This window comes from Ideonella flava, from assembly GCF_051857595.1.
Classification (GTDB): Bacteria; Pseudomonadota; Gammaproteobacteria; order Burkholderiales; family Burkholderiaceae_C; genus Ideonella.
Genome location: NZ_JBPZHD010000002.1, coordinates 394,666 through 417,521 on the forward strand (window position 1 = coordinate 394,666; position 22,856 = coordinate 417,521).

Below are 22,856 nucleotides of genomic sequence, written 5' to 3' on the forward strand. Positions count from 1 at the left end.
CGGAGGACCGCCATGACGTATCCTCTTCTCTCGGCCCGGTCGGCGCGTTCGGTGCGCGAGAGCCCCGGCGCCGTTGCTGACATGACCCCTGCCAAGCTGTTGCTGATCGACGACGACTCCCGGCTCACCTCGATGGTCGGGGATTACCTGCGCGGACACGGCTTCGATGTCGACACGGCGGGCTCGCTCAACGCCGGCCGCGACCGCCTTCGAGGCGGCCTGTACGACGCCCTGGTGCTCGACCTGATGCTGCCCGACGGAGACGGCCTGGAGATGACCCGCGAGCTGCGCGGCGATCCGCGCACCCGGCGGCTGCCGCTGCTGATGCTGACCGCGCGCGGGGAGCCGATGGACAGGATCATCGGCCTGGAGATCGGGGCCGACGACTACCTGCCCAAGCCCTTCGAGCCGCGAGAGCTGCTGGCTCGCATCAAGGCCCTGCTGCGCCGCGCGGCGCCCGAGCCGTCGAGCGATGAAGTGCTGCGTTTCGGCCGGCTGGAAATCGACCTCGGCGCCCGCGAAGCGCGGCTGGACGGCAAGCGCTGCGACCTCACCGGCCACCAGTTCGAGCTGCTGACGGTCCTGGCCGGCAGCCCGGGCCGCGTACTCAGCCGCGACCAGATCATGGACGCGCTCAAGGGCCACCCGATGGAGGCCTTCGACCGCTCCATCGACGTTCATGTCTCGCGCATCCGCGCGGTGATCGAGGACGACCCCAAGAACCCCAAGCGCGTGCTCACGGTGCGAGGCACCGGGTACGTGTTCGCCCGCAAGCAGGACCAGGAATCCGCCGGCGAGGAATAGGCGACCGTTGAAGTCGCTCTACCTCCGCATCTGGCTGACCGTGGTGACGGCGCTGGCGCTGTTCGCGCTGGCGTCGGGCTGGCTGCTGAACCGCCACCTCGACCAGGAGCGCCAGCGGGCCGAGGCCCTGCTGACCGAGCGCATGGCCGCCTGGGGCGACCTGATCCAGAACTCCATCCCGGGCCCCGGCGCGCCCGCCGAGGAGCAGACGGCCGCGTTGCGTGAATGGTCGCGGCGGCTGCGGGTGCCGCTGGCCCTGCACGACGCGCAGGGGCAGCGCATCGGCGCCTCGGAGTCCTATCTCCGGCGAGAAGCCGAAGGTCCGGGCGGGCCCCGGCGGCCGTTTTCCATCCACCTCGAGGACGGCCGGACGCTGTGGCTGATGCGGCCCAACATCGTGCGCTTCCAGCGCGGCGAGGTGGGAGGGGAGGCGCCGCCTCCGGCGCTGGCGGGTTCGGCGCCCGATCGACTGGCCGGCGCAGCGGGCACCGGCGGTCCGCGTTCCTTCGAGGAGCGGCCCGACCTGCAAGCCGGCGTTCCGCCCGAGCCGCCGCCCAACGGCGTGCCGGGACTGGGGCCGGGTGGCCCGGGAGGCCCGCCGCCGGACGCAGGCCGACCTCCCGAAGCTTCGGCCCTGACCCTGGCGCTGCCGCCCAAGCCGCCGGAGTGGCTGACCAGTCTCGGCCTGGTGGCGTTGTTGCTGCTGCTGTTCCTGGCGGTGGCGGGCGGTGCGTTCCCGGTGGTTCGCCGACTGACTCGCCGGCTGGAGCAGCTCAAGCGCGGCGTCGAGACCTTCGGTGCGGGGGCGCTGGACCACCGGGTCAATACCGAAGGCAAGGACGAGGTGGCCGCGGTGGCCGCCAGCTTCAACCGGGCGGCCGAGCGCATCGAAGCGCTGGTCAAGTCCAACCAGAGCCTGTTGGCGAATGCCAGCCACGAGCTGCGCTCGCCGCTGGCCCGGCTGAAGATGGCGGTGGCCCTGCTGGGCGATGCGCCGCCGTCCATGCAGGCCTCGCTGCGACGGGAGATCGACACCAACATCGGAGAGCTCGACGCGCTGGTGGAGGAGGTTCTGCTGTCCAGTCGCCTCGATGCGGGCGCCGTGCATGACATGGGGGAGCCCGTCGACCTGGCGGGCGCGGTGGCCGAAGAGGCGGCTCGTGTCGGTGCCGAGCTGGCGGCCTCGCCGGAGAGCGCGAGCCTGCGTGTGCGGGGCAGCGAGCGCTTGCTGCGCCGGGCCGCGCGCAACCTGCTGGAGAACGCCCGCCGCTACGGCGGTGACGACATCAGCGTGGAGCTGGTCGTGGAGCCGCGCGGTACCGTACAGCTGAAGGTGTCCGACCGCGGACCGGGCGTGCCACAGGCGGAGCGCGAGCGCATCTTCGAGCCGTTCTACCGCTTGCCCGGCCACGCCGAGCGCGAGGGCGGCGTCGGGCTGGGCCTGGCCCTGGTGCGGCAGATTGCCGCGGCCCACCAGGGGCAGGTGCATTGCGAGGCCCGGCCGGGCGGCGGCAGTGTCTTCGTGATCACGCTGCCGGCTGCCCTGCCGCCTGTCCAGCGGCCCGCTGCTGCAGCTCTTCGGCCTTCGCCTTCAGCACGAGGCGCATGAAGAGGGTGAGCGCCACGCCGGCAACCACCAGGCCCGCGGTGCTCGCGGCCCAGAAACCGGGGGCACCGCGAAGGGCCGGCGGCGTGGCGCCGGTCAGGTCGAAGCCCAGCGTATAGCCGCCCACCAGGCCGATGCCCCAGAGGGAGCCGGCGTAGATGAACATCGGCAGCGTCGCGATGCGCCAGGCGCGCAGCACGAAGGCCGCGACCGTCTGCAGGGCGTCGGCGAGGTGGAAGACGACGACCCAGGCCAGCAGCGGGAAAGCCGCCGCAGCCACCGCTGCATCGCGGGTGTACAGCGCGATGACCGGCTCGCGCGTCGCGAACATCACCATGCCCAGCACCGCGGCCAGCAGGCCGCCCAGCAGCAGGCCGTGCCAGCCGAGGCGACGCGCGTCGGCCAGGTCGCCCGCGCCAATGCGCTGCGCCACCAGCGTGCCGCTCGCGTTGGCCAGCCCGAGCGGCAGCATGAACATCAGCGAGACGATGTTGACGGCGATCTGGTGGCCGGCGACCGGCAGCGTGCCCAGGCGCGAGATCAGCAGCGCCATCATGCTGAAGCCGGTCACCTCGATCAGGATGGCGGCGCCCATGGGCACGCCCAGCCTGAGCAGGCCCCATAGCGCCTGGCGGTTCGGTGCGTGCAGCCCGCGGCCCCAGAGGCGGAAGCGGTCGTAGAACGCATCGCGCCGCATCATCACGCAGGCCAGCAACAGCTGGATCCACAGCGCCACGGCGGTGGCGATGCCGGCGCCGGTGACCCCCAGCTCGGGGATGCCCCACGCGGGGACTCCGAAGACCAGGGCTATCGACAAGGGCAGCTTGGCGACCAGGCCGCCAATCTGCAGCAGCATCACGACCTTGGGCCGCGAAACGGCCGTGTTGAAGCCGCGGAAGGCGGTGAACAGCAGCGAGGCCGGCAGCGCGACGGCGAGCGCTCGCAGGTAGCCGTGCACCCGCTCGGCGATGTCCGGCCCGGCCTTGGCGATCCACAGGAAGGGCTGCGGGAAAAGCAGCAGCACGATGCCGAGGACTGACAGCGCGAGCGCCAGCCACACCGCCTGATGCATTTCGTCGCCGGCGGCCTCTAGCCGCCCCGCGCCGAAGAGCTGGCCGACGATGGGCGAAACCGCCAGCACGATGCCCATGAAGCCGACGAACACGGTGACATACGCAGCCGCACCTACGGCGAAGGCGGCCAGGTCGGCCGGCGAGTGGCGGCCCACCAGCACGGTGTCTATGGTGTTGAAGGCCAGCACGGCCACCTGGCCGATGACGACCGGCCAGGCCAGAGGCGCGATGCGCCGCACGTCCTCAGCAAAGCCGTGGGCACGGCCCGGCAACGCCGGTGCCGTCATGTTCGTGTACCGCCTGCCGGATGCGGCGCAAGGGTCTCCGGCGCGGGGTGGTCGGCGCCCGTCGCGGCGCGGGCGCGCTCGGCGTAGCGGTTGAAGCGCCAGGCCTTGGCCTCGATCGTGATCCGCCGCCACACGGCGCGCTTCTCGCCGGGGGTCATCACCGGCCAGTGCTGCACTTCATCCTCGGTGCGGCCACAGCCCTTGCAAACCGCGTCGCCCTGCGCGGTGGAGCAGATGGCGATGCACGGGGCGTCCGGGGTTCGGGCGTACCACTGCAGCCAGGCCGCGTGGGCCTTGGGCGGCATGCTGTCCTCGTCGGCCTCGACCTCGCGGTAATAGACCATCAGCGCGTAGACCTCGGCCAGCGCGCGCACCTCGGGGCAGGCGGTCACGCCATCAGGCGAGGGGGAGCTCTCGCGCCACCAGTTGATGGCCAGCTCGATATCGTGGATGTGGATGCCGGCCATGCGTGGACGATCGGGAGGGGCGGCGATTCTATCGACCGCCCGGCACCCGTTCAGCCCGCAGGGGAAGGCGCGCCGGGCACCGGGAACACCAGGCAGGTCGTGGTGCCGTGCGCGTAGAGCTTGCCGTCCGGCCCGACGATGCGGGCCTCGGCCGTGGCGAGTTGCCGGCCGCTGTGCACGATGTGGCCGATGGCACGCAACGGGCCGGTCTTTGCCGTGGCGGCCCGCACGATGTTCACGCTGACTTCGGCGGTGGTGTAGGCCATCCCGGGCGGCAGGGTGGTGTGAACGGCGCAGCCCAGCGCCGAATCCAGCAGCGTGGCATACCAGCCGCCGTGCACCGAGCCCAGCGGGTTGTAGTGCTTCAGCTGCGGGGTGCCCTGGAACACGGCCTGGCCGTAGGCCACCTCGACGAGCTGGAAATCCAGGGTGTCGGCGATGTGCGGGTAGGGCAGGTCGCCCGCGAGCATGGCGTGCAGGGTCTGCAGGCCGGACAGCCCGGCCACCTGGGCCGGTGCAGCCAGGCCGGCACCACGGCCGCCCGCCAGGCGCTTGCTCACTTCGGCCACCTGCTGGCTCCACTGCGACAGGGTTTCTTCGGCGCTCGGTTCGGTGTGCACTCGACGGACTCCATCAGTTGTAGATACAATGATTGCAGATGCAACTAACAGGATCATGACACAAGCGACCCGCTCCGCGCCAGCACGCATCGGCCCTTGCACGCACGATGCGCTGCGGCGCCTGATGCGTCGCCTGTCCGCCCACTACGACGCCCGCCTGCGCCCGGTGGGGCTGAAGACCACCCAGTACTCGCTGCTGGCTCGAGTCGGCTGGCTCGGGCCGGTCCGGCCGGTGGACCTGGCCGAGGCGATGGGACTGGACGCTTCCACCCTGACCCGCAACCTGAAGCCCCTGGCCCAGGCGGGCTGGCTGGTGCAGACGCCGGGCGCCGACGCCCGCAGCCGCCTGGTCAGCCTGACCGACGAGGGGCGCGCCAAGCTGGCCGAAGCGCGTGTGCTGTGGCGCAAGGCTCAGTCGGGCCTGAACGAGATCCTGGGCACGCAGCGGGTAGCGGCGCTGCACGCCATGCTCGAGGAGTCCCTCGACCTGCTGCCCCACGAATCCACCACCGACACCGGAGCGACCGATGACTGAATCCGCATCTCCTGCCCGAATCGCCTGGGGCTGGGTCCTGCTGGCCGCAGCCGGCACCTTCGCGCTGACGATGGGCGTGCGCCAGTCGATGGGCCTGTTCCTGGGCGCACTCAACACCGCCACCGCGCTCGGCCTGGCGAACATCAGCCTGGCCTTCGCCTTCGGCCAGCTCTGGTGGGGCCTGACCCAGCCTTTCGCCGGAGCGCTCGCCGACAAGCTCGGTGCCGGCCGCGTCCTGGTGACGGGCGTGGCGCTGGTGGCGCTCGGCACGGTGCTGACGCCCTTCATGCACAGCACGGCCGGCCTGATCTTCGCCGTCGGCGTGCTCGCAGCCGGTGGCGCCGGGATGGCCGGCCCCGCGGTGCTGATGTCGGCCGCCTCGCGCCTGATCCCGCCCGAGCGGCGCGGACTGGCGACCGGCGTGGTCAATGCCGGCGGGTCCTTCGGCCAGTTCATGATGGCGCCGCTCGCCGGCGCGCTCACCCTGGGCCTGGGCTGGGACCATGCGATGCAGGTGATGGGCCTGCTGGTCTTGCTGGCCTTGCCGGCGGCCTGGGTGCTGCGGGGCAATTCGGTGCATGCGGCCGGTGGCGCATCGGGCAAGCCGGTGAGCACCCGAGATGCGATTAGCGCCGCGCTGCGCACGCCGAGCTACCTGCTACTGGCGGGCGGCTTCTTCGTCTGCGGCTTCCACGTGGCCTTCCTGGCCACCCACCTGCCGGGGGTGGTGGCGGCCTGCGGGCTGCCGCTGCAGTACGGCGCCTGGGCGCTGGCGGTGCTGGGGCTGTTCAACATCATCGGCAGCCTGGCCATGGGCTGGGCGGTGGGGCGCTGGCGGATGAAGTCGCTGCTGTCGCTGGTCTACGCGGCGCGGGGTGTCGCGGTGCTGGTCTTCCTGCTGGTGCCCAAGAGCGGGGTGGTGGTGCTGGTGTTCGCCGGCTTCATGGGCCTGACGTTTCTCTCGACCGTGCCGCCCACCGCCGGCCTGGTTGCCAAGTTCTTCGGCATCGGGAACATGGCGACGCTGTTCGGCCTGGTGATGCTGTCGCACCAGGTCGGCGGCTTCCTGGGTGCCTGGCTGGGTGGCCGTGTGTTCCAGAGCACCGGCAGCTACGACCTGGTCTGGATCGTCGACATCGCCCTGGCCGCCGGAGCGGCCTTGATCCACCTGCCCATCCGCGAGGCACCGCTGAAGCGCGCGCCTGCCCTCGCCGGCGCTACCGCCTGACGAGCAGCCCGTCGTCGACCCAGCGGCGCAGGGCACTGGCCACCCAGGCGGGTGCCGCGTCGCCCTGGAGGGCGGCGGCGTGGGCGCAGAGGGCGGCAAACGGCTCGCCGCCCAGGCAGGCGGCCAGTGCATCGGCCTCTTCGGGTTCGACCGAGCGCCAGCGGGTCTCCAGGCCTTGCCGCCAGACGAGCAGCGTGTGGGCGTGCGCCTGGGGCTCTTCGCTGGCGGCCTCCTCGTCGTCCGTCAGGGCGCGCCAGATCGGCTCGACGGCCCATTCCAGGTTCAGCAGCCCGACCGATGGATGGGCGGCGAAGCTGGCCCCGGGCCAATCCTCGGCGGGCAGTGTCGCCAGTTCGGCGAAGGTGGCAGGCCGCGCGTCGGCGGCGTCGAAGCTCAGCCCCAGGGCCCATTCCATCGCCGCCAGGTCGGCCAGCGCCGGATGCGGCAGGGCCTCGTGCTGCCGCGAGGCCCAGGCGGGCAACTCGTCTCCGAACCATCGGATGGAGGGCCTGCGCGAAGGATGATCCGCCAGGTAGGCCAGCGCGAGGTCGCGGAAGGCCTCGTCGCCCAGCACGTGGTGCAGGACCGGGTAGTTGCTGCGAAGCGCCGCGACGAGGCGGGCGCGGTACGCGTGGTGATAGACGTCGAGCCGGGCCGGGCGGCCGGCCGAGCCACGCAGCAGGTCACCGTCGGGCGCGGGCTCGGCCGCGTCGAGCAGGGCCGCGAAGGCTCGCTGTTGGTCGGCCAGGCTCACGCTGGGACCTCCGCGGTGGCCAATGCCTGCTCAGCCTCCCGGCGGGCTCGGGCGAGCTCGGCCACCAGCTCGCCCAGCGGCGGGATCCTGTCGTCACGTTCGATCATGGTGGGGACGGTGCCGAATCGCATGATGGCGTGGCGGTACAGGCTCCACACCGCCTCGCACACGGGGTGGTCGTGGGTGTCGACGAGAAAGCCGTCCTCGTTCTTCTCGTGGCCGGCGAGGTGGATCTGGCGCACTCGCCCTGAAGGTATTGCGTCGATGAAGCGGCAGGGATCGAAGCCGTGGTTGATGGCGCTGACGTAGACGTTGTTCACGTCCAGCAGGAGCTCGCAGTCGGCGCGGCTCGCGAGCTCGGCGATGAACTGCCATTCGGCCATCTCGTCGGCCACCCAGCCCACGTAGCTCGACACGTTCTCCAGCACGAGCCGGCGGCCCAGCAGGTCCTGCACGCGCATCACGCGTTCGGCCACTTGGCGCATCGTCGCTTCGGTGTAGGGAAGGGGCAGCAGGTCGTGCAGGTTGCGGCCGTCGACGCCGGTCCAGCACAGGTGGTCCGAGATCCACGCGGGCTCGAGGCGGTTGGCCAGGGCCTTCAGCTCGCGCAGATAGCCGAGGTCCAGCGGATCGGTGCCGCCGATCGACATCGATACCCCGTGCATGACCATGGGCGCGTCGCGACGGATGGCCAGCAGATGCGCCAGCGGCTTGCCGCCCGGCACCAGGTAGTTCTCGCTGACGACCTCGAGCCAGTCGACGCCGAGCTGCCGCGCCGGCGTGGCGCGGAACTCGGCGTAGTGATCGGTTCGCAGGCCCAGTCCGAAGCCGGAAAGGGTGCTCATTCGCGACCGTCGCCGGCTTCAGCCCTTGACGACGGTGCCGCCCGCCTTGGTGCATTCATCGCTGGTCTTCTTGGACACCCAGCCCTGGCCCTTGCAGCCGTTCTGGCCCTTGCATTCGCTCTTGGCGGTCTTGCATTCCGACGTGCCCTTGCAGCCGTTGATGCCGGCGCACTTGACACCTGCATCCTCGGCGTGGGCGGCCATGGGAGCGGCGCCGAGGGCGAACAGGGCGGCAGCGGCGGCGGCGACGGAAACGGCAAGGCTGGACTTGGTGGTGATGGCGTTCATGGTTGGCTCCTGAGTGATGGAAAGGGATGACGTGAAGGGCGGACGCCCGGTCGAAGCCCGGCCCCGTGGCCCGCCGCGGGTGGCAGCAGCCCAGGGACCTTGCCGCCGTTCGTCGTGCCGGCGGCCGGGTTCTTACAGCACATACGCACTGACCCTCGAAGTGGACGCAGCAACCTCGTGCTGGAACTGTTTCACGCCATGCGCAGATTCGTCACTCGCCCGGCGATGCCATGACACCAGAATCCCCGCTCATGACGAGACGGACCTTGATCGGCGTGACGGCCGGAGTCTTGCTGGCCCTGGCGGGCATGGCGGCGGTCGACTCCATCCGATACCACCGGGGCGCACCGCCCGCTTCGATCCGGGCGGTGGAGCGTCCGCTGGGCGTGTTCGAGGTGGATCCAAGCTGGATCCTGTCGGGCAAGCCGGTCTTCCGCGGGGCCGAGACCATGCGCTCGCCCGATGGCCGCGTGGTCAGCGGCCTGTGGGCCTGCGATGGGCCCACCTCCTTCGTCTGGCACTTCAGCCATGACGAGACGGTGCACCTGCTCGAAGGCCGCGTGGAAGTGGAATACCAGGGCCGGCGCTTCGTCATCGCGCCGGGCGACACCGCCAGCTTCCATGCGGGCACGCAGGCCGTCTGGCACATTCCCGAGCACGCGAAGAAGGCCTACACGCTGCACCAGCCGGGCTGGCTGGTGCGGGCGTGGCGGAAGCTGGGCAGGCTGTGGGCGGGGCAGGTGAGCGGGCACCAGCCCGCGTAGTTCACCAGCTGGCGCGGCCCAGCCCCATGACGCGCCGGTACCACTCGTGGAAATGGCGCATGCCGTCTTCCATCGGGCTCTGGTACGGGCCGGCCTCGTCGTCGCCACGGTCGAACAGCGCCTTGCGGCCGGCGTCCATCCGCTCGGCGATCTCGTCGTCCTCCAGGCAGGTCTCCATGTAGGCGGCGCGCTGGGCTTCGACGAACTCGCGCTCGAAGGCGGCGATCTCCTCGGGGTAGTAGAACTCGACGACGTTCAGCGTCTTCTGCGGCCCTTGCGGGTACAGCGTCGACACCGTCAGCACGTGCGGGTACCACTCGATCATGATGTTCGGGTAGTACGTGAGCCAGATCGCGCCATGCCGCGGCGGCTGGCCGTCGCCGAGCTTGAGCACCTGGTCCTGCAGGCGGCGGTAGGTGGGTGACCCCGCGCGCTCCAGGCCCTTGTGCACCCCGACCGTCTGCACCGAGTAGTGCTTGCCGAACTCCCAGCGCAGGTCGTCGCAGGTGACGAAGTTCCCGAGGCCGGGATGGAAGGGGCCGACGTGGTAGTCCTCGAGGTAGACCTCGATGAAGGTCTTCCAGTTGTAGGCGCACTCGTGCATCTCGACGTGGTCGAGCACGAAGCCCGAGAAGTCGAGCTGGGCACGCGGGCCGAGGTGGGCCAGGTCGGCGGCGATGTCGCGCCCGTTGTCCTCGAACACCAGGCCGTTCCACTGTCGCACCGGATAGTTGTTCAGGTGCAGACACGGGTCCTGCTTGAAGTGCGGCGCGCCCACGAGTTGCCCGGACAGGTCGTACGTCCAGCGGTGAAGCGGGCAGACGATGTTCGAGCGCGTATGGCCGCGCCCACGCAGCATCACCGCCTGCCGGTGACGGCACACGTTCGAGACGAGCTCCACCCCTTCGCGGGTGCGCACGAGGGCGCGGCCCTCGCCTTCCTGCGGCAGCGCGTAGTAGTCGCCTACCTCCGGCACGGACAGTTCGTGCGCGAGGTAGCGCGGTCCGTGCTGGAAGATGAGTTCCTGCTCCCTGCGGAGCAAGCCCTCGTCGAAGTAGGTGGAGACAGAGAGTTGAGAGCGCGCAGTGCGCTCCAGAGCTTCCAGCGTGATGCTCAGGTCCGACATGATCCCCAGGATCTCCTGCAAACCCCCCACCCGGTGGCCCCGCGGATGGGTTTCAGACAAATGAAACCCCGCTGCATCCGGGTAGGACGCGAGCGGGGGCAGTGATTGTAGCCCGGGGGCGTCGGTTCAGGCGCGAACGGCATCAATTTGCAGCGGGAATTGCGTCCTTTCGATGACAGTCTCAGGCCGATACGGGTTAACGCGAGCCATCGCTGACTACAATCCGCCTTTGATTTCACGAACCGGAATGTCCAGCGACGACACCCCCGCTGCACCGGCCGCCGAGAAGCCGGCAAGCTACGAAGCTGCCCTGGCCGAGCTGGACGCACTCGTGCAAGCCATGGAAGGCGGGCAGCTGCCGCTGGATCGATTGCTCGAAGGTTATAGGCGCGGCGCGCGGCTGCTCGAGTTCTGCCGCGAGCGCTTGGCGGCCGTGGAGACACAAGTGAAGGTCCTGGAGGAAGGGCTGCAAAAGCCCTGGACGAACACACCATGAAGCCAGACGACTTTGACGCCTGGGTTCGGCTGGAGCTGGCCGCCATCGAATCGGCCCTCGACCGGCTCGTGCCCATAGACCCGCCGGCCGGCCTGGGCGATGCCATGCGCTACGCCGTGCTGGACGGCGGCAAGCGGCTGCGCCCGTTGCTGGTGCTGGCCGCCTGCGAGGCGGTCGACGGCCAGTCCGAGGCCGCGATGCGCGCGGCTGCGGCCGTGGAGCTGATCCACGCCTACTCGCTGGTGCACGACGACATGCCCTGCATGGATGACGATGCATTGCGGCGCGGCAAGCCCACGGTGCACGTCAAGTATGGCGAAGCCCAGGCCATGCTGGCCGGCGATGCCATGCAGGCCCTGGCCTTCGAGGTGCTCACCCCGGAAGAGGGGATGGCCCCGGCGCTCCAGGCCCGGCTGGTCGGCTTGCTGGCCCGCGCGGCGGGGCACGAGGGCATGGCCGGCGGGCAGGCGATCGATCTCGCCAGCATCGGCCTGTCGCTCGACGAAGCCGCCCTGCGCGAGATGCATCGCCGCAAGACCGGCACCCTGCTGCAGGCCAGCGTGCTGATGGGCGCGGCCTGCGGCAAGACCACGCCCCAGGCCTGGCAGGCACTGTCCGACTACGGCGCGGCGATCGGCCTGGCCTTCCAGGTCGTCGACGACATCCTGGACGTGACCCAGGCCTCCGAGACCCTGGGCAAGACGGCCGGCAAGGATCTCGAGAACAACAAGCCGACCTACGTGACCGTCCTTGGCCTGGAAGCTGCCCGCCGCCACGCCGCCGAGCTGCACCGGCAAGCCCAGCAGGCATTGGCCCGCAGCGGCCTGTCGCGCACCGGTCGCCTGGCCTGGCTGGCCGACAAGGTGGTCGACCGCCATCACTGAAGAAATGACGCCCCCACGCTCCCTCCCGGCCGCAGCACACCAGGTGTTCCCATGCGGCAGTCCGGCGAAGCGGCGGACGCGAAAGAACCCTGGTTGGAAGGCACCATGACCTATTCCCTGCTGAACACCGTCCGGTCGTCGGCGGATGTGCGCTCGCTGAGCCGCACGCAGCTCAAGACGCTGGCCGGCGAACTGCGGGATTTCCTTCTCGAGAGCGTCAGCCGCACGGGTGGTCACCTGTCGTCCAACCTCGGCACGGTGGAACTGACGGTGGCGCTGCACCATGTCTTCAACACGCCCTACGACCGGCTGGTCTGGGACGTGGGCCACCAGTCCTACCCGCACAAGATCCTCACCGGCCGGCGCGACGCCATGGCCACGCTGAAGCAGCTGGGCGGCATCAGCGGATTCCCGCGCCGCTGCGAAAGCGAATACGACGCCTTCGGCGTCGGCCACTCGTCGACCTCCATCTCGGCCGCGCTCGGCATGGCCCACGCCGCCAAGCTCAAGGGCGAGAACCGCAGGGCGGTGGCCATCATCGGCGATGGCGCGCTGACCGGCGGCATGGCCTTCGAGGCGCTGAACCACGGCGGTTATGCCGGGGGCCACGGCCTGCCCGACATGCTGGTCATCCTGAACGACAACGACATGTCGATCAGCCCGCCGGTGGGGGCGCTCAACCGCTACCTCGCGCGCCTGATGAGCGGCAAGTTCTACGCCGCGGCCCGCGAAGGCGCCAAGAGCGTGCTCAAGCACACGCCGCTGTACGAGTTCGCCAAGCGCTTCGAGGAGCACACCAAGGGCATGGTCGTGCCCGGCACCATCTTCGAGGAATTCGGCTTCAACTACGTCGGCCCGATCGATGGCCACGACCTCGATTCGCTGGTGCCCACGCTGGAGAACCTGCGCGAGGCCAAGGGCCCGCAGTTCCTGCACGTGGTCACCAAGAAGGGCTATGGCTACAAGCTGGCCGAGGCCGACCCGATCAACTACCACGGCCCCGGCAAGTTCGACCCGGCCGTCGGCCTGACCAAGCCGGCGAGCCCGCCCAAGGCGACCTTCACCCAGGTCTTCGGCCAGTGGCTGTGCGACATGGCCGAGGCCGACGAGCGGCTGGTGGGCATCACCCCGGCCATGCGCGAGGGATCGGGCCTCGTCGAGTTCGAGCGCCGCTTTCCCAAGCGCTACCACGACGTCGGCATCGCCGAGCAGCACGCGGTGACCTTCGGCGCGGGCCTGGCCTGCGAGGGCCTGAAGCCGGTGGTGGCGATCTATTCGACCTTCCTGCAGCGCGGCTACGACCAGCTCATCCACGACGTGGCCATCCAGAACCTGCCGGTGCTGTTCGCGCTGGACCGTGCGGGCATCGTGGGGGCCGACGGGGCCACCCACTGCGGTGCCTACGACATCGCCTACGTGCGCTGCGTGCCCAACCTGGCCATGCTCACGCCCGCCGACGAGAACGAATGCCGCATGGCGCTGACCACGGGATTCCGCCATGACGGGCCGGTGGCCGTGCGCTATCCGCGGGGCAGCGGCGCGGGGGTCGCGGTGCAGCCGGGGTTCTCCACGCTGCCGTGGGGGCAGGGCGAGGTCCGCCGCCAGGGCCGGCGCATCGCGATGCTGGCCTTCGGCACGGTGCTGTATCCGGCGCTGTCGGCCGCCGACAAGCTGGATGCCACGGTGGCCAACATGCGCTTTGCCAAGCCGCTGGACACCGAGCTCGTCCTTCAGCTGGCCCGCAGCCACGAGGCGCTGGTGACCATCGAGGAAGGCTGCCTGCCCGGCGGCGCCGGCAGCGCGGTGCTGGAGACGCTGGCCGCTGCAGGCCTTTCCACGCCGGTGTTGCGCCTGGGCCTGCCGGACGAGTTCATCGAGCATGGCGACCCGGCCAGGCTGCTGGCCCTGTGCGGCCTGGATGCGGCGGGCATAGAGCAGTCGGTGCTCAAGCGCTTCGGGGCGCCCTTGTCGCTGGTCAAGCCCGCTGCCGCCTAGAAACGAAACCCTAATTCGTCTAGCACACTGACGATTCACCCCGGCGACAGCAAGTGTCGCCAAAAGCTGCGAAGCTTCGCGGCTGTAGAGCTGAACCTCCCGCGCATTTCGATGAACCACCTGACCGACGCGCTGCACATCCCCGACACCCAGAGCGAACGCGACGAGCGTCACCTGGCGATCCAGCGTGTCGGCGTGAAGGACGTGCGCTATCCGCTCACGCTGAAAGTGGCGGGCGCCCCGCAAAGCATGGCCGCCTTGTGGACCCTCGACGTCGCCCTGCCGGCGGAGCAGAAGGGCACCCACATGTCGCGCTTCGTGGCCTGGCTCGATGCCCGGACCGAGGCGCTCGACCCGGCCGGGCTGCTCCGCGGGCTGGACGAGATGCTCGAGAAGCTGCACGCCGCCGAAGGCCGCATCGAGGCGAAGTTCTCGTTCTTCCTGCGCAAGCGGGCGCCGGTGTCGGGTTTGCAGAGCCTGCTCGACTACCAGGGTGCGCTGGTGGCCGAGCGCCGCGACGGCCGCTCCTCGGTCTGGGCCGAGGTGGGCGTGCCGGTCAAGAGCCTGTGCCCCTGCTCGAAGGAGATCTCCGATTACGGGGCGCACAACCAGCGCTCGCTGGTCACCATCCGGGTCGAGGTCAGGCAGCCCGATTCGGCGCCCATCGAATGGCACCAGCTCGTCCGCTTCGCCGAGGATGCGGCGTCCAGCGAGATCTGGCCCATGCTCAAGCGCGCCGACGAGAAGTGGGTGACCGAGCGAGCCTACGAGAACCCGAAGTTCGTCGAGGACCTGGTCCGCGACGTGGCGCTGGCGCTGAACGCCGATGCGCGCGTGGGCCGCTACTCGGTGGACGTGGAGAACTTCGAGTCCATCCACAATCATTCCGCCTGGGCCCGCATAGAGCGGTCGTAAGCGCGCCGAAACGGTCCGCGTCTGCCGCGCGGCGGCGTATGCTTCCGCACAATGAACCAGACCGTACAAAGTCCCAAGCCGCGGCGCGGGCGGCCGCCGAAGCAGGTGGTGGAGGAGGCGGCCGACGGCGCGCGGACCAACGATCCTGAACGCACGATGGCGGACATCCTGGAGGTGGCCACCGCCGAGTTCGCCGACAAGGGCCTGGCCGGCGCGCGCATCGACGAGATCGCCGCGCTGACGCGCACCAGCAAGCGGATGATCTATTACTACTTCGAGAGCAAGGAGGGGCTGTACGTCCGCGTGCTCGAAGAGGCCTATCGCCGCATCCGCCGCATCGAGGCCGAGCTCCACCTCGAGGACCTGCCGCCGGAGCATGCGCTTCGCGTCCTCGTCGGCTTCACCTTCGACTACCAGCTGGGCAACCCCGATTTCATCCGCCTGGTGATGAACGAGAACATGCACCGGGGCGAGTTCCTGACGCGCTCCAAGACCATCCAGGAACTGAACGTTCCGGTGATCAATGCCGTGCGCTCGGTCTACGAGCGCGGCGTCGCCGCCGGGGTCTTCCGGCCCGACGTCGACCCCATCGACCTGCACATGTCGATCTCGGCGCTGTGCTTCTTCAACGTGTCCAACCGGCACACCTTCTCGCTCATCTTCAAGCGCGAGCTGGACACCCCCGCGGCCATCGCCGCGCGCCGCGAAAGCATCATCGAGATGGTGGTGCGCTTCGTCCGGCGCTGACCCGAACCCTCCCCGGAATCCGCCCCGGATCCGCCGCCGCCGGCGTCTTTCCGGCCGATCAGGGTTTTTGCTCATATAAAAACTAACCAGTTCGTACATTATTCGGTCCACACAACAGGAGACACGTGATGGACCGGGTGCTGGACGGCTATTGCCGCTTGCTCGAATGGCTGCTGGTCGGCCTGCTGGCCCTGATGGTGGTGCTGGTCTTCGGCAACGTCGTCATGCGCTACGCCTTCAACTCCGGAATCACGCTGAGCGAAGAGCTCAGCCGGTGGCTCTTCGTGTGGATGACCTTCCTGGGAGCCATCGTCGCGCTGCGCGAGCGCGGCCACCTCGGGTCGGACATGCTCGTCTCGCGCCTGGGCCCCAAGGGCAAGCGCCTGTGCCTGGCCATCGGACAGCTGCTGATGCTGTACGCCACCTGGTTGTTGCTGTCGGGCTCCTGGGCGCAGACCCGCATCAACGCCGACGTCGAGGCTCCGGTGACGGGCGCTTCGGTGGGGATCTTCTATGCCAGCGGCGTGGTGTTCGCGCTGTCCTCCGGGCTGCTGCTGGTCCTGGACCTGTGGCGCACGCTCACCGGCCGCCTGCGTGACGAAGAGCTGGTGATGGTGCAGGAGTCGGAGGACCTGGCCCAGGTCGAGGCCCTGCACATCGACCAGACGCCGCCGATCGGGCAGGGCCCGCACTCGATGCCGTTCCGCCGCTGACCAGACCCGGGAGTCACCGCCATGACCGTTTTCGTCTTCCTCGGCTCGCTGCTCGCCGTGATGGCCCTCGGCGTGCCCATTGCCTACGCGCTGCTGCTTTCCGGCGTCACGCTCATGTGGCACCTGGACATGTTCGACGCCCAGATCCTGGCCCAGAACGTGATCAACGGGGCGGACAGCTTCCCGCTGCTGGCCGTGCCCTTCTTCATGCTGGCCGGCGAGATCATGAACGTCGGCGGCCTGTCGCGCCGCATCGTCAAGCTGGCCCTCACGCTGGTGGGACACCGGCGCGGCGGCCTGGGCTTCGTCGCCATCGTCGCGGCCTGCCTGCTGGCCGCACTGTCCGGCTCGGCCGTGGCCGACACGGCGGCGCTGGCCTCGCTGCTGCTGCCGATGATGGTGGCCGCGGGCCACGACAAGGCGCGCGCCGGCGGCCTCATCGCCTCGGCCGGCATCATCGCGCCGGTCATCCCGCCGTCGATCGGCTTCGTGGTCTTCGGCGTCGCGGCCAACGTGTCCATCAGCAAGCTTTTCCTGGCCGGCATCGTGCCCGGGCTGCTGATGGGCCTGTCGATAGCGCTGGCCTGGTGGTTCGTGGCCAAGCGCGAGAAGGTGGTGCCGCCGCCCAAGGCCAGCGCCGCCGAGCGGATGAAGGCGCTGAGGGACTCGACCTGGGCCCTGCTGCTGCCCGTCATCGTGGTCGTGGGCCTGAAGCTGGGCGTGTTCACGCCGACCGAGGCCGCGGTCGTGGCCGCTGTCTACGCGCTGCTGGTGTCCACGCTGGTGTATCGCGAACTGAACTGGAAGCAGTTGCACGAGGTCTTCGTCAGCGCGGCCAAGACCACCGCGGTGATCATGTTCCTGGTGGCCGCCGCCATGGTCAGCGCCTGGCTCATCACCGTGGCCGACATCCCCAGCAAGATGATCGAGCTGCTGCAACCCTTCATGGGCAACCAGACCCTCTTGCTGATCGCGATCATGGTGCTGGTGATGGCCGTCGGCACCGCGATGGACATGACGCCGACCATCCTGATCATGACGCCGGTGCTGATGCCGGTGGTCAAGGCCGCGGGCATAGACCCGGTCTACTTCGGCGTGCTGTTCATCATCAACAACGCCATCGGCCTCATCACGCCGCCGGTGGGCACCGTGCTCAACGTCGTGGCCGGCGTGGGGCGCATGAGGATGGACGAAGTCACCCGGGGCGTCCTGCCGTTCATGGCCGCCGAGTTCGGCGTGATGTTCCTCATGGTGGCCTTCCCCTGGCTGGTCACCGGGCCGGCGAAGTGGTTCGCCGCCTGAGCCGATTCCCCGCACGCACAACCCCTACCGTGGAGACACGAATGCATCCGTTCACCCGTCGCACCCTGCTCGCCTGCACCGCCTTCGCCGCCCTGGCCGGCACGGCCCAGGCCCAGGTCAGCGAGCGCACCATCAAGTTCGCCTTCCAGAACCAGGCCGATCACCCGCAGGCGCAGGGAGCGAAGAAGTTCGCCGACCTGGTCGCCGCCAAGAGCGGCGGCAAGATCACCGTGAAGCTGTTTGCCGGCGGCACGCTGGGCGGAGACCTGCAGACCGTGTCTGCGCTGCAGGGCGGCACGATAGAGATGACGGTGCTCAACGCCGGCATCCTCTCCGCGCAGGCCCGCGAGTTCGGCATTTTCGATTTCCCGTTCCTGTTCAACAGTCCGCAGGAGGCCGATGCCATCACCGACGGCCCCTTCGGCCAGAAGCTGCTGGCCAGGCTGGCCGAGAAGAACCTGGTGGGGCTGGGCTACTGGGAGCTGGGCTTTCGCGACCTCACCAACAGCAAGCGGCCGATCGCCAAGGCAGAGGACATCACGGGCCTGAAGGTCCGCGTGATCCAGTCGCCGATCTACATCGACCTGTTCAACGCGCTGGGCGCGAACGCGGTGCCCATGCCCTTCCCCGAGCTGTACCCCGCGCTGGAGCAGAAGGCGGTGGACGGCCAGGAGAACCCGGTCACGACCATCCGCTCGTCCAAGCTCAACGAGGTGCAGAAGTACCTCACCCTCACGCACCACATCTACAACCCGCAGGCCGTGCTGATGAGCAAGAAGCTGCACGATGCGCTGAGCCCGGCCGAGAAGAAGATCATCACCGAGGCGATGGCCGAGGCGACGACCTTCCAGCGCGGTGTGTCGCGCGTCCAGGCCAACGTGGCGCTGGATGAATTGAAGAAGTCCGGCCTGCAGGTCAGCGAGCTGCCGCCGGCCGAGATCGAGAAGCTGCGCGCCAAGGTCAAGCCGGTGGTCGACAAGCACAGCGAGAAGGTAGGCGCCGACACGGTCAAGGAGGTCTACGCCGCCCTGGCCAAGCTGCGAGGCGGCAAGTGACCGGCAGGCCTGCCGAGCCGCGCAAGGTGCTGATAGGCCTGATCGGCGCCGGCATCCAGAAGTCGCTCTCGCCCGCGATGCACGAGGCGGAGGCGGCTCACCATGGGCTGCGACTGCACTACCAGCTGATCGACCTGGACCGTGCGAAGTCCTCCACGAGCGATCTGCCCACCCTGCTCGCGGCGGCGCGGATCATGGGCTTTGCCGGCCTGAACGTGACCTATCCGTGCAAGCAGGCCGTGATTGCGCTGCTGGACGAACTGTCCGACGAGGCCCGCGCGATGGGCGCGGTGAACACGGTGGTCGTGCAGCCCGATGGCCGGCTGGTCGGGCACAACACCGATGGCTCGGGCTGGGCGCGCGGCTTCACGCGTGCCTTGCCACAGGCGGACCTGGGCGTCGTCGTGCTGCTGGGCGCGGGCGGCGCGGGCGCCGCCATCGCCCACGCAGTGCTGCGCCTGGGCGCCGGCGCGCTACGCGTGGTCGACCAGGATCCCGCCCGCGCGGAGCAGCTCGCGGCCGAGCTGAACCGATGGCACCAAGGGGCCCGTGCCACCGCAAGCGTCGACGCTGCGAGCGCCCTCGAAGGCGCCACCGGCCTGATCCACGCCACGCCCACCGGGATGGACAAGCTGCCCGGCCTGCCGCTGGAGCCCGGCCTGCTGCGCCCGTCGCTGTGGGTCTCCGAGGTCGTGTACTTCCCGCTGGAAACGGCGCTTCTGCAGGCCGCGCGTGCCGCGGGTTGCGCCGTGGCTGATGGAGGCGGCATGGCGGTAGGCCAGGCCGTCGGAGCCTTCGAGCTGTTCACCGGCTGCTCGCCCGATGCGCGCCGGATGGAAGCGCATTTCCGCGCCCTCGTCGGACGCTGACACGCACAGATTGGAGCTGCCACGATGGCGCACACCCCATCTCCCGACCGCGAAGCCCTCGGCCCGCTGCCCAACCCGCTGGGGCTGGCCGGCATCGAGTTCGTCGAGTACGAAACGGCCCGCCCGCAGGCGCTCGGCCAGGCACTGGAGCAGATCGGCTTTCGCCCCGTGGCGCGCCACCGCTCGCGCGAGGTGCTGCTGTACCGGCAAGGCGGCATGAACGTGATCGTCAATGCCCACCGGCCGGCCGGTGGCCTGGCACCCGACACTGAGCCGCAGATCGCCGCCATCGCCTTTCGGGTGCGCGATGCGGCGGCGGCATACCGGCGCGTGCTCGAGCTGGGGGCCTGGCCCGTGGCCACCCAGGTCGAACCCATGGAGCTGAACATCCCCGCCATCCACGGCGTGGGGGCCAGCCGGATCTACTTCGTCGACCGCTGGCGCGAGTTCTCGATCTACGACGTCGACTTCGTTCCCATCCCCACCGTCGACCCGCATCCGCCCGCGCTGGCGGGCCTGGGCTGGTTCGGCATCGTGCAGTACATCGGCTTCGACCGCCTGGCCGACTGGATGGCCTTCTACGGCGAGCTGTTCGGCTTCGTCGAGCTGCCGCCGGACAGGCACTTCGGCGTGCTGAACCAGGGCCGCATCCTCGCCAGCCCCTGCGGCAGCCTGCACTGGCAGCTGATAGAGCCCGACATCGACGCTGCCGAGATCGACGCGGCCGAGAGCCTGCACCGCATTGCGCTCGGCACGCCCGACGTGCTCGCCGCAGTGGCCACGCTGCGCGAGCGCGGCGTCGAGTTCGTCGAATCCGGCGAAGGCGTGCGCAGCGGCGTCAAGGGCGCGCTGACCCACGCCGGCCCGCAGGGCACCAGCTTCGAACTGGTGCTGAGGCCCGGATAGCGCAGCAGCCCCACCCACTCATCACCGACTCCCCGCGTGGCCGTGCGCGGGGCATGGCCGCGGCATGCCTGCGCGAGGCCATGGCATGCCACGGCCGTCACCCCATCAACAGAGACAACCGATGAAGAAGCTGACGACAACCCTCGCCCTCCTGGCCGCCGCCGGCGCCGCGCAGGCCCAGTCCAGCGTGAACCTGTTCGCGCTGGTCGACGCCAACCTCACGCATTACAGCGCAGGGTCGAAGTCGGGCGCCGGCGACGACAACGTGGTCAACGACGGCACGGTCAACGGCCTGAACGGCTCGCGCTGGGGCATCAAGGCCAACGAGGACCTCGGCAACGGCCTGCGCGCCGGCGTCCTGCTCGAAAGCGGCGTGCTGGTCGACACCGGCTCGCTGGGGCAAGGCGGCCGCTCGTTCGGGCGCCAGGGCTACATCTTCCTGTCCTCGGCCGACCTGGGCGAGCTGCGCATCGGCCGCCAGTACATCTTCGAGGACTCGGTGATGTGGCAGAGCAACCCCTTCGGCAATGCGCTCACGCTCAACCCGGGCACGGCGGTCACCAACGTCGGCAAGAGCCTGCCCTTCTGGCTGAACGCGCCGCGCGCCGACAACGTGATCCAGCTGCAGAGCCTGAGCTATGGCGGCTTCCAGGCCGGCGTGCAGGTCGCCCCCCAGGAAGGCGCGCAGGACCGCTTCCTCGGCCTGAAGCTGTCCTACGGGGCCGGGCCGCTCTACACCGGACTGTCGTACGAGTGGAACAAGTCGCAGGCCGAAGGCAAGAACGTCAACAAGTCGCTGACGCTGGCGGCGAACTACGACTTCGGTGTGGTCAAGGTGCTGGGCGGCCTGCAGCGCAACAGCGAGCTGCGCACCACCTCCGGCAACGGTGCCTTCATCGGCAGCAACCTGGTCGTCACCGGCCCGGTCAGCTTCACCGCCGACCAGATCAAGGGCTACACGATAGGCGCCGAAGTGCCGTGGGGCCGCTTCACCTTCGGCGCCAACTACACGGGCGTGAAGTACGAGGCCGCCGACGGCCAGAACCTTTCGCTGGGCAAGGTGGCGGTGGGCGTGCGCTATGGCTTGTCGAAGACAGCCTTCCTCTACGCCTCGGCCTCCCAGGCCACCGGCGACCTGAAGGACTACATCGCCCAGGAGGGCGTCAGCCAGGCCGGCCTGCGCGTGTCGTTCTGATCCCTCGATCTTTGGAGGATGACCCGATGAGCTACCCGGCTTCCCACGCCGTGCACATCGCCGACTTCGGCATGGACACCATCACCCTGGCCGGTCCGCTCGAGGCCAAGCTCGCCGCCGTCCGCGCGGCCGGCTTCGGCCAGGTCATGCTGGCGGCGCGAGACATCGTCGGGCATCCGCAGGGCGTGGAGGCGGCGGTGGCCGCGGTGAAGGCGAGCGGCCTGCGCGTCACCGGCTTCCAGGTGCTGCGCGACTTCGAGGGCCTGGCGGGCCATCTGCATGCCTACAAGGTCGACATCGCCAAGCAGATGATCGCCATGGCCGCAGCGCTGGGCGCGAAGGTGCTGCTGGCCTGCAGCTCCACCTCGCAGCATGCGACCGCCGACCCGGACGCCATCGCGCGCGACCTGCGCAAGCTCGCGATGCTGGCCGTGCCGCACGGCATCAAGGTGGCCTACGAAGGCCTGTCCTGGGGCCGCCACATCAACGAGGTCCACCAGGCCTGGGCGGCGGTGCAGATGGCGGACTGCCCCAACCTGGGCCTGGGCATCGACTCGTACCACCAGTTCGCCACGGCCACGCCGCTGCAGGTGCTGGACGACGTCGATCCGGCGAAGATCTTTCTCGTGCAACTGTCGGACTTCATGTGGCAGGAGACGCGCACGGTGCAGGAGCGCATCGAGACCGCGCGGCACTTCCGCGTCTTCCCGGGCGAGGGCGTGCACAGCGAGGCGCTGGCGGCCCTGGTGACGCGGCTCGACGCGCTCGGCTACCGCGGCGACTACAGCTTCGAGGTCTTCAACGACGACTACCAGCAGCTGCCCTTGCCGGCCGTCGCGGCTCGCGCGCGAGACTCGGCGGTGTGGCTTGCCGAGGGCGTGCTGCGCCGCTCCTTGCCGCTGCCGGGGCGGATCCGGCTGCGACAGCCGCTAGCATCGCCACCATGAGCATCCTCCTGTTGAACGGCCCCAACCTGAACCTGCTCGGCACGCGCGAGCCGCAGATCTACGGGGCGGACACGCTGGCCGATGTCGAGCGCCGCTTCGTCGACGAGGCCGCCTCGCTCGGGCTGGTGGCGCAGTGCTTCCAGAGCAACCACGAGGGCGCGTTGATCGACCGGATCCACGCGGCGCGGCTGGACGGGACCCGCGGCATCGTGATCAACCCGGGCGGCCTGACCCACACCAGCGTGGCGCTGCGCGACGCGCTCGCCGGGGTGGCGCTGCCGGTGGTCGAAGTGCACATCAGCAACGTGCACAAGCGCGAGGAGTTTCGCCACCACTCCTACATCTCCGGCGTAGCTGACGGCGTGATCGCCGGCCTCGGGGTGTACGGCTACGGCGCGGCGCTGCGCTACCTCGCGGGCAAGCTGGGCGGCTGAA

25 protein-coding genes are annotated in these 22,856 nt (G+C 69.6%); 18 read left to right on the plus strand and 7 right to left on the minus strand.

What is annotated here, in order from left to right:
• The first annotated feature begins 81 nt into the window (after positions 1-81).
• Together ACS5PM_RS05505 and ACS5PM_RS05510 are read left to right on the plus strand one after the other, a co-directional pair.
• Entirely contained in the window at positions 82-804 is a 723-nt protein-coding gene (locus ACS5PM_RS05505) for a winged helix-turn-helix domain-containing protein (RefSeq protein WP_439386848.1), read from the plus strand.
• A 7-nt stretch (positions 805-811) separates the two neighbouring features.
• Positions 812-2,413 carry a sensor histidine kinase gene (locus tag ACS5PM_RS05510; protein ID WP_439386310.1) on the plus strand — a complete coding sequence of 534 codons (1,602 nt, stop codon included), beginning with the start codon at positions 812-814 and terminating at the stop codon, positions 2,411-2,413.
• On the opposite strand, the gene ACS5PM_RS05515 is transcribed toward ACS5PM_RS05510, so the two are convergent.
• Genes ACS5PM_RS05515 through ACS5PM_RS05525 form a run of 3 tightly spaced genes read right to left on the minus strand, consistent with a single transcriptional unit; the run spans position 2,331 to position 4,857 of the window.
• Entirely contained in the window at positions 2,331-3,770 is a 1,440-nt protein-coding gene (locus ACS5PM_RS05515; protein WP_439386312.1) for an MATE family efflux transporter, read from the minus strand. The genes ACS5PM_RS05510 and ACS5PM_RS05515 overlap by 83 nt on opposite strands.
• Positions 3,767-4,237 carry a DUF3717 domain-containing protein gene (locus ACS5PM_RS05520; RefSeq protein ID WP_439386314.1) on the minus strand — a complete coding sequence of 157 codons (471 nt, stop codon included), beginning with the start codon at positions 4,235-4,237 and terminating at the stop codon, positions 3,767-3,769. The genes ACS5PM_RS05515 and ACS5PM_RS05520 overlap by 4 nt, the downstream gene beginning before the upstream one ends.
• Before the next feature lie 50 nt (positions 4,238-4,287).
• Entirely contained in the window at positions 4,288-4,857 is a 570-nt protein-coding gene (locus ACS5PM_RS05525; protein ID WP_439386316.1) for a PaaI family thioesterase, read from the minus strand.
• A gap of 55 nt (positions 4,858-4,912) precedes the next feature.
• On the opposite strand from ACS5PM_RS05525, the gene ACS5PM_RS05530 reads away from it, so the two are divergent.
• Both ACS5PM_RS05530 and ACS5PM_RS05535 read left to right on the plus strand, forming a co-directional pair.
• Positions 4,913-5,392: a MarR family winged helix-turn-helix transcriptional regulator gene (locus ACS5PM_RS05530; RefSeq protein ID WP_439386318.1), complete on the plus strand. Its 480-nt coding sequence runs from the start codon at positions 4,913-4,915 to the stop codon at positions 5,390-5,392.
• On the plus strand, positions 5,385-6,620 hold the full coding sequence (locus tag ACS5PM_RS05535; protein WP_439386320.1) for an MFS transporter: 1,236 nt from the start codon (positions 5,385-5,387) through the stop codon (positions 6,618-6,620). Before ACS5PM_RS05530 ends, ACS5PM_RS05535 begins: the two co-directional genes overlap by 8 nt.
• On the opposite strand, the gene ACS5PM_RS05540 is transcribed toward ACS5PM_RS05535, so the two are convergent.
• The 3 genes from ACS5PM_RS05540 to bufA2 are packed head-to-tail and all read right to left on the minus strand — an operon-like array spanning position 6,610 to position 8,507.
• Positions 6,610-7,374: an HvfC/BufC family peptide modification chaperone gene (locus tag ACS5PM_RS05540; protein WP_439386322.1), complete on the minus strand. Its 765-nt coding sequence runs from the start codon at positions 7,372-7,374 to the stop codon at positions 6,610-6,612. The genes ACS5PM_RS05535 and ACS5PM_RS05540 overlap by 11 nt on opposite strands.
• Positions 7,371-8,219 (minus strand): MNIO family bufferin maturase, encoded by an 849-nt coding sequence (gene bufB, locus ACS5PM_RS05545; protein WP_439386325.1) that lies wholly within the window; start codon positions 8,217-8,219, stop codon positions 7,371-7,373. Before bufB ends, ACS5PM_RS05540 begins: the two co-directional genes overlap by 4 nt.
• 18 nt (positions 8,220-8,237) lie before the next feature.
• A complete protein-coding gene (gene bufA2, locus ACS5PM_RS05550) occupies positions 8,238-8,507 on the minus strand; it encodes a BufA2 family periplasmic bufferin-type metallophore (RefSeq protein ID WP_439386327.1) in 270 nt (89 codons plus the stop codon).
• A 251-nt stretch (positions 8,508-8,758) separates the two neighbouring features.
• Here bufA2 and ACS5PM_RS05555 point away from each other — a divergent pair, with 251 nt between their 5' ends.
• Positions 8,759-9,271 carry a cupin domain-containing protein gene (locus ACS5PM_RS05555; protein ID WP_439386328.1) on the plus strand — a complete coding sequence of 171 codons (513 nt, stop codon included), beginning with the start codon at positions 8,759-8,761 and terminating at the stop codon, positions 9,269-9,271.
• A 1-nt stretch (position 9,272) separates the two neighbouring features.
• On the opposite strand, the gene ACS5PM_RS05560 is transcribed toward ACS5PM_RS05555, so the two are convergent.
• Positions 9,273-10,397, minus strand: coding sequence for an aromatic ring-hydroxylating oxygenase subunit alpha (locus tag ACS5PM_RS05560; RefSeq protein WP_439386330.1), 1,125 nt, complete (start codon positions 10,395-10,397; stop codon positions 9,273-9,275).
• 247 nt (positions 10,398-10,644) lie between these two features.
• Here ACS5PM_RS05560 and xseB point away from each other — a divergent pair, with 247 nt between their 5' ends.
• The 13 genes from xseB (at position 10,645) to aroQ (ending at position 22,855) form a co-directional block, all read left to right on the plus strand.
• Entirely contained in the window at positions 10,645-10,893 is a 249-nt protein-coding gene (gene xseB / locus ACS5PM_RS05565; RefSeq protein ID WP_439386333.1) for an exodeoxyribonuclease VII small subunit, read from the plus strand.
• Positions 10,890-11,777 carry a polyprenyl synthetase family protein gene (locus tag ACS5PM_RS05570; protein ID WP_439386335.1) on the plus strand — a complete coding sequence of 296 codons (888 nt, stop codon included), beginning with the start codon at positions 10,890-10,892 and terminating at the stop codon, positions 11,775-11,777. Before xseB ends, ACS5PM_RS05570 begins: the two co-directional genes overlap by 4 nt.
• Positions 11,778-11,882: 105 nt before the next feature.
• Positions 11,883-13,772 carry a 1-deoxy-D-xylulose-5-phosphate synthase gene (gene dxs, locus ACS5PM_RS05575; protein ID WP_439386337.1) on the plus strand — a complete coding sequence of 630 codons (1,890 nt, stop codon included), beginning with the start codon at positions 11,883-11,885 and terminating at the stop codon, positions 13,770-13,772.
• A 111-nt stretch (positions 13,773-13,883) separates the two neighbouring features.
• The gene (gene folE2 / locus ACS5PM_RS05580) at positions 13,884-14,687 is read left to right on the plus strand and encodes a GTP cyclohydrolase FolE2 (RefSeq protein WP_439386339.1); all 804 of its coding nucleotides are present in this window, start codon (positions 13,884-13,886) and stop codon (positions 14,685-14,687) included.
• A gap of 51 nt (positions 14,688-14,738) precedes the next feature.
• A complete protein-coding gene (locus tag ACS5PM_RS05585) occupies positions 14,739-15,434 on the plus strand; it encodes a TetR/AcrR family transcriptional regulator (protein WP_439386342.1) in 696 nt (231 codons plus the stop codon).
• 128 nt (positions 15,435-15,562) lie between these two features.
• The gene (locus ACS5PM_RS05590; RefSeq protein ID WP_439386344.1) at positions 15,563-16,147 is read left to right on the plus strand and encodes a TRAP transporter small permease; all 585 of its coding nucleotides are present in this window, start codon (positions 15,563-15,565) and stop codon (positions 16,145-16,147) included.
• A 21-nt stretch (positions 16,148-16,168) separates the two neighbouring features.
• On the plus strand, positions 16,169-17,449 hold the full coding sequence (locus ACS5PM_RS05595) for a TRAP transporter large permease (RefSeq protein ID WP_439386346.1): 1,281 nt from the start codon (positions 16,169-16,171) through the stop codon (positions 17,447-17,449).
• Between the two features lie 41 nt (positions 17,450-17,490).
• Positions 17,491-18,504: a TRAP transporter substrate-binding protein gene (locus tag ACS5PM_RS05600; protein ID WP_439386348.1), complete on the plus strand. Its 1,014-nt coding sequence runs from the start codon at positions 17,491-17,493 to the stop codon at positions 18,502-18,504.
• Positions 18,501-19,373, plus strand: coding sequence for a shikimate dehydrogenase (locus tag ACS5PM_RS05605; protein WP_439386351.1), 873 nt, complete (start codon positions 18,501-18,503; stop codon positions 19,371-19,373). Before ACS5PM_RS05600 ends, ACS5PM_RS05605 begins: the two co-directional genes overlap by 4 nt.
• 24 nt (positions 19,374-19,397) lie before the next feature.
• A complete protein-coding gene (locus ACS5PM_RS05610) occupies positions 19,398-20,279 on the plus strand; it encodes a 4-hydroxyphenylpyruvate dioxygenase (RefSeq protein ID WP_439386353.1) in 882 nt (293 codons plus the stop codon).
• Positions 20,280-20,400: 121 nt separating this feature from the next.
• On the plus strand, positions 20,401-21,474 hold the full coding sequence (locus tag ACS5PM_RS05615) for a porin (RefSeq protein WP_439386355.1): 1,074 nt from the start codon (positions 20,401-20,403) through the stop codon (positions 21,472-21,474).
• Between the two features lie 26 nt (positions 21,475-21,500).
• Entirely contained in the window at positions 21,501-22,421 is a 921-nt protein-coding gene (locus ACS5PM_RS05620; protein ID WP_439386357.1) for a sugar phosphate isomerase/epimerase family protein, read from the plus strand.
• The gene (gene aroQ, locus ACS5PM_RS05625) at positions 22,418-22,855 is read left to right on the plus strand and encodes a type II 3-dehydroquinate dehydratase (RefSeq protein WP_439386359.1); all 438 of its coding nucleotides are present in this window, start codon (positions 22,418-22,420) and stop codon (positions 22,853-22,855) included. The genes ACS5PM_RS05620 and aroQ overlap by 4 nt, the downstream gene beginning before the upstream one ends.
• Position 22,856: the final 1 nt, after the last annotated feature.

Excerpts from the sequence above, each read along its gene's own strand:
- ACS5PM_RS05530 (WP_439386318.1), top strand. The coding sequence starts at position 4,913 with ATGACACAAGCGACCCGCTCCGCGCCAGCACGCATCGGCCCTTGCACG.
- ACS5PM_RS05560 (WP_439386330.1), bottom strand. The coding sequence starts at position 10,397 with ATGTCGGACCTGAGCATCACGCTGGAAGCTCTGGAGCGCACTGCGCGC.
- ACS5PM_RS05555 (WP_439386328.1), top strand. The coding sequence starts at position 8,759 with ATGACGAGACGGACCTTGATCGGCGTGACGGCCGGAGTCTTGCTGGCC.
- ACS5PM_RS05585 (WP_439386342.1), top strand. The coding sequence starts at position 14,739 with ATGAACCAGACCGTACAAAGTCCCAAGCCGCGGCGCGGGCGGCCGCCG.
- ACS5PM_RS05515 (WP_439386312.1), bottom strand. The coding sequence starts at position 3,770 with ATGACGGCACCGGCGTTGCCGGGCCGTGCCCACGGCTTTGCTGAGGAC.
- ACS5PM_RS05600 (WP_439386348.1), top strand. The coding sequence starts at position 17,491 with ATGCATCCGTTCACCCGTCGCACCCTGCTCGCCTGCACCGCCTTCGCC.
- bufA2 (WP_439386327.1), bottom strand. The coding sequence starts at position 8,507 with ATGAACGCCATCACCACCAAGTCCAGCCTTGCCGTTTCCGTCGCCGCC.
- ACS5PM_RS05615 (WP_439386355.1), top strand. The coding sequence starts at position 20,401 with ATGAAGAAGCTGACGACAACCCTCGCCCTCCTGGCCGCCGCCGGCGCC.
- ACS5PM_RS05590 (WP_439386344.1), top strand. The coding sequence starts at position 15,563 with ATGGACCGGGTGCTGGACGGCTATTGCCGCTTGCTCGAATGGCTGCTG.
- bufB (WP_439386325.1), bottom strand. The coding sequence starts at position 8,219 with ATGAGCACCCTTTCCGGCTTCGGACTGGGCCTGCGAACCGATCACTAC.
- folE2 (WP_439386339.1), top strand. The coding sequence starts at position 13,884 with ATGAACCACCTGACCGACGCGCTGCACATCCCCGACACCCAGAGCGAA.
- aroQ (WP_439386359.1), top strand. The coding sequence starts at position 22,418 with ATGAGCATCCTCCTGTTGAACGGCCCCAACCTGAACCTGCTCGGCACG.
- ACS5PM_RS05505 (WP_439386848.1), top strand. The coding sequence starts at position 82 with ATGACCCCTGCCAAGCTGTTGCTGATCGACGACGACTCCCGGCTCACC.
- ACS5PM_RS05520 (WP_439386314.1), bottom strand. The coding sequence starts at position 4,237 with ATGGCCGGCATCCACATCCACGATATCGAGCTGGCCATCAACTGGTGG.
- ACS5PM_RS05595 (WP_439386346.1), top strand. The coding sequence starts at position 16,169 with ATGACCGTTTTCGTCTTCCTCGGCTCGCTGCTCGCCGTGATGGCCCTC.
- ACS5PM_RS05620 (WP_439386357.1), top strand. The coding sequence starts at position 21,501 with ATGAGCTACCCGGCTTCCCACGCCGTGCACATCGCCGACTTCGGCATG.
- xseB (WP_439386333.1), top strand. The coding sequence starts at position 10,645 with ATGTCCAGCGACGACACCCCCGCTGCACCGGCCGCCGAGAAGCCGGCA.
- ACS5PM_RS05535 (WP_439386320.1), top strand. The coding sequence starts at position 5,385 with ATGACTGAATCCGCATCTCCTGCCCGAATCGCCTGGGGCTGGGTCCTG.
- ACS5PM_RS05570 (WP_439386335.1), top strand. The coding sequence starts at position 10,890 with ATGAAGCCAGACGACTTTGACGCCTGGGTTCGGCTGGAGCTGGCCGCC.
- ACS5PM_RS05610 (WP_439386353.1), top strand. The coding sequence starts at position 19,398 with ATGGCGCACACCCCATCTCCCGACCGCGAAGCCCTCGGCCCGCTGCCC.
- dxs (WP_439386337.1), top strand. The coding sequence starts at position 11,883 with ATGACCTATTCCCTGCTGAACACCGTCCGGTCGTCGGCGGATGTGCGC.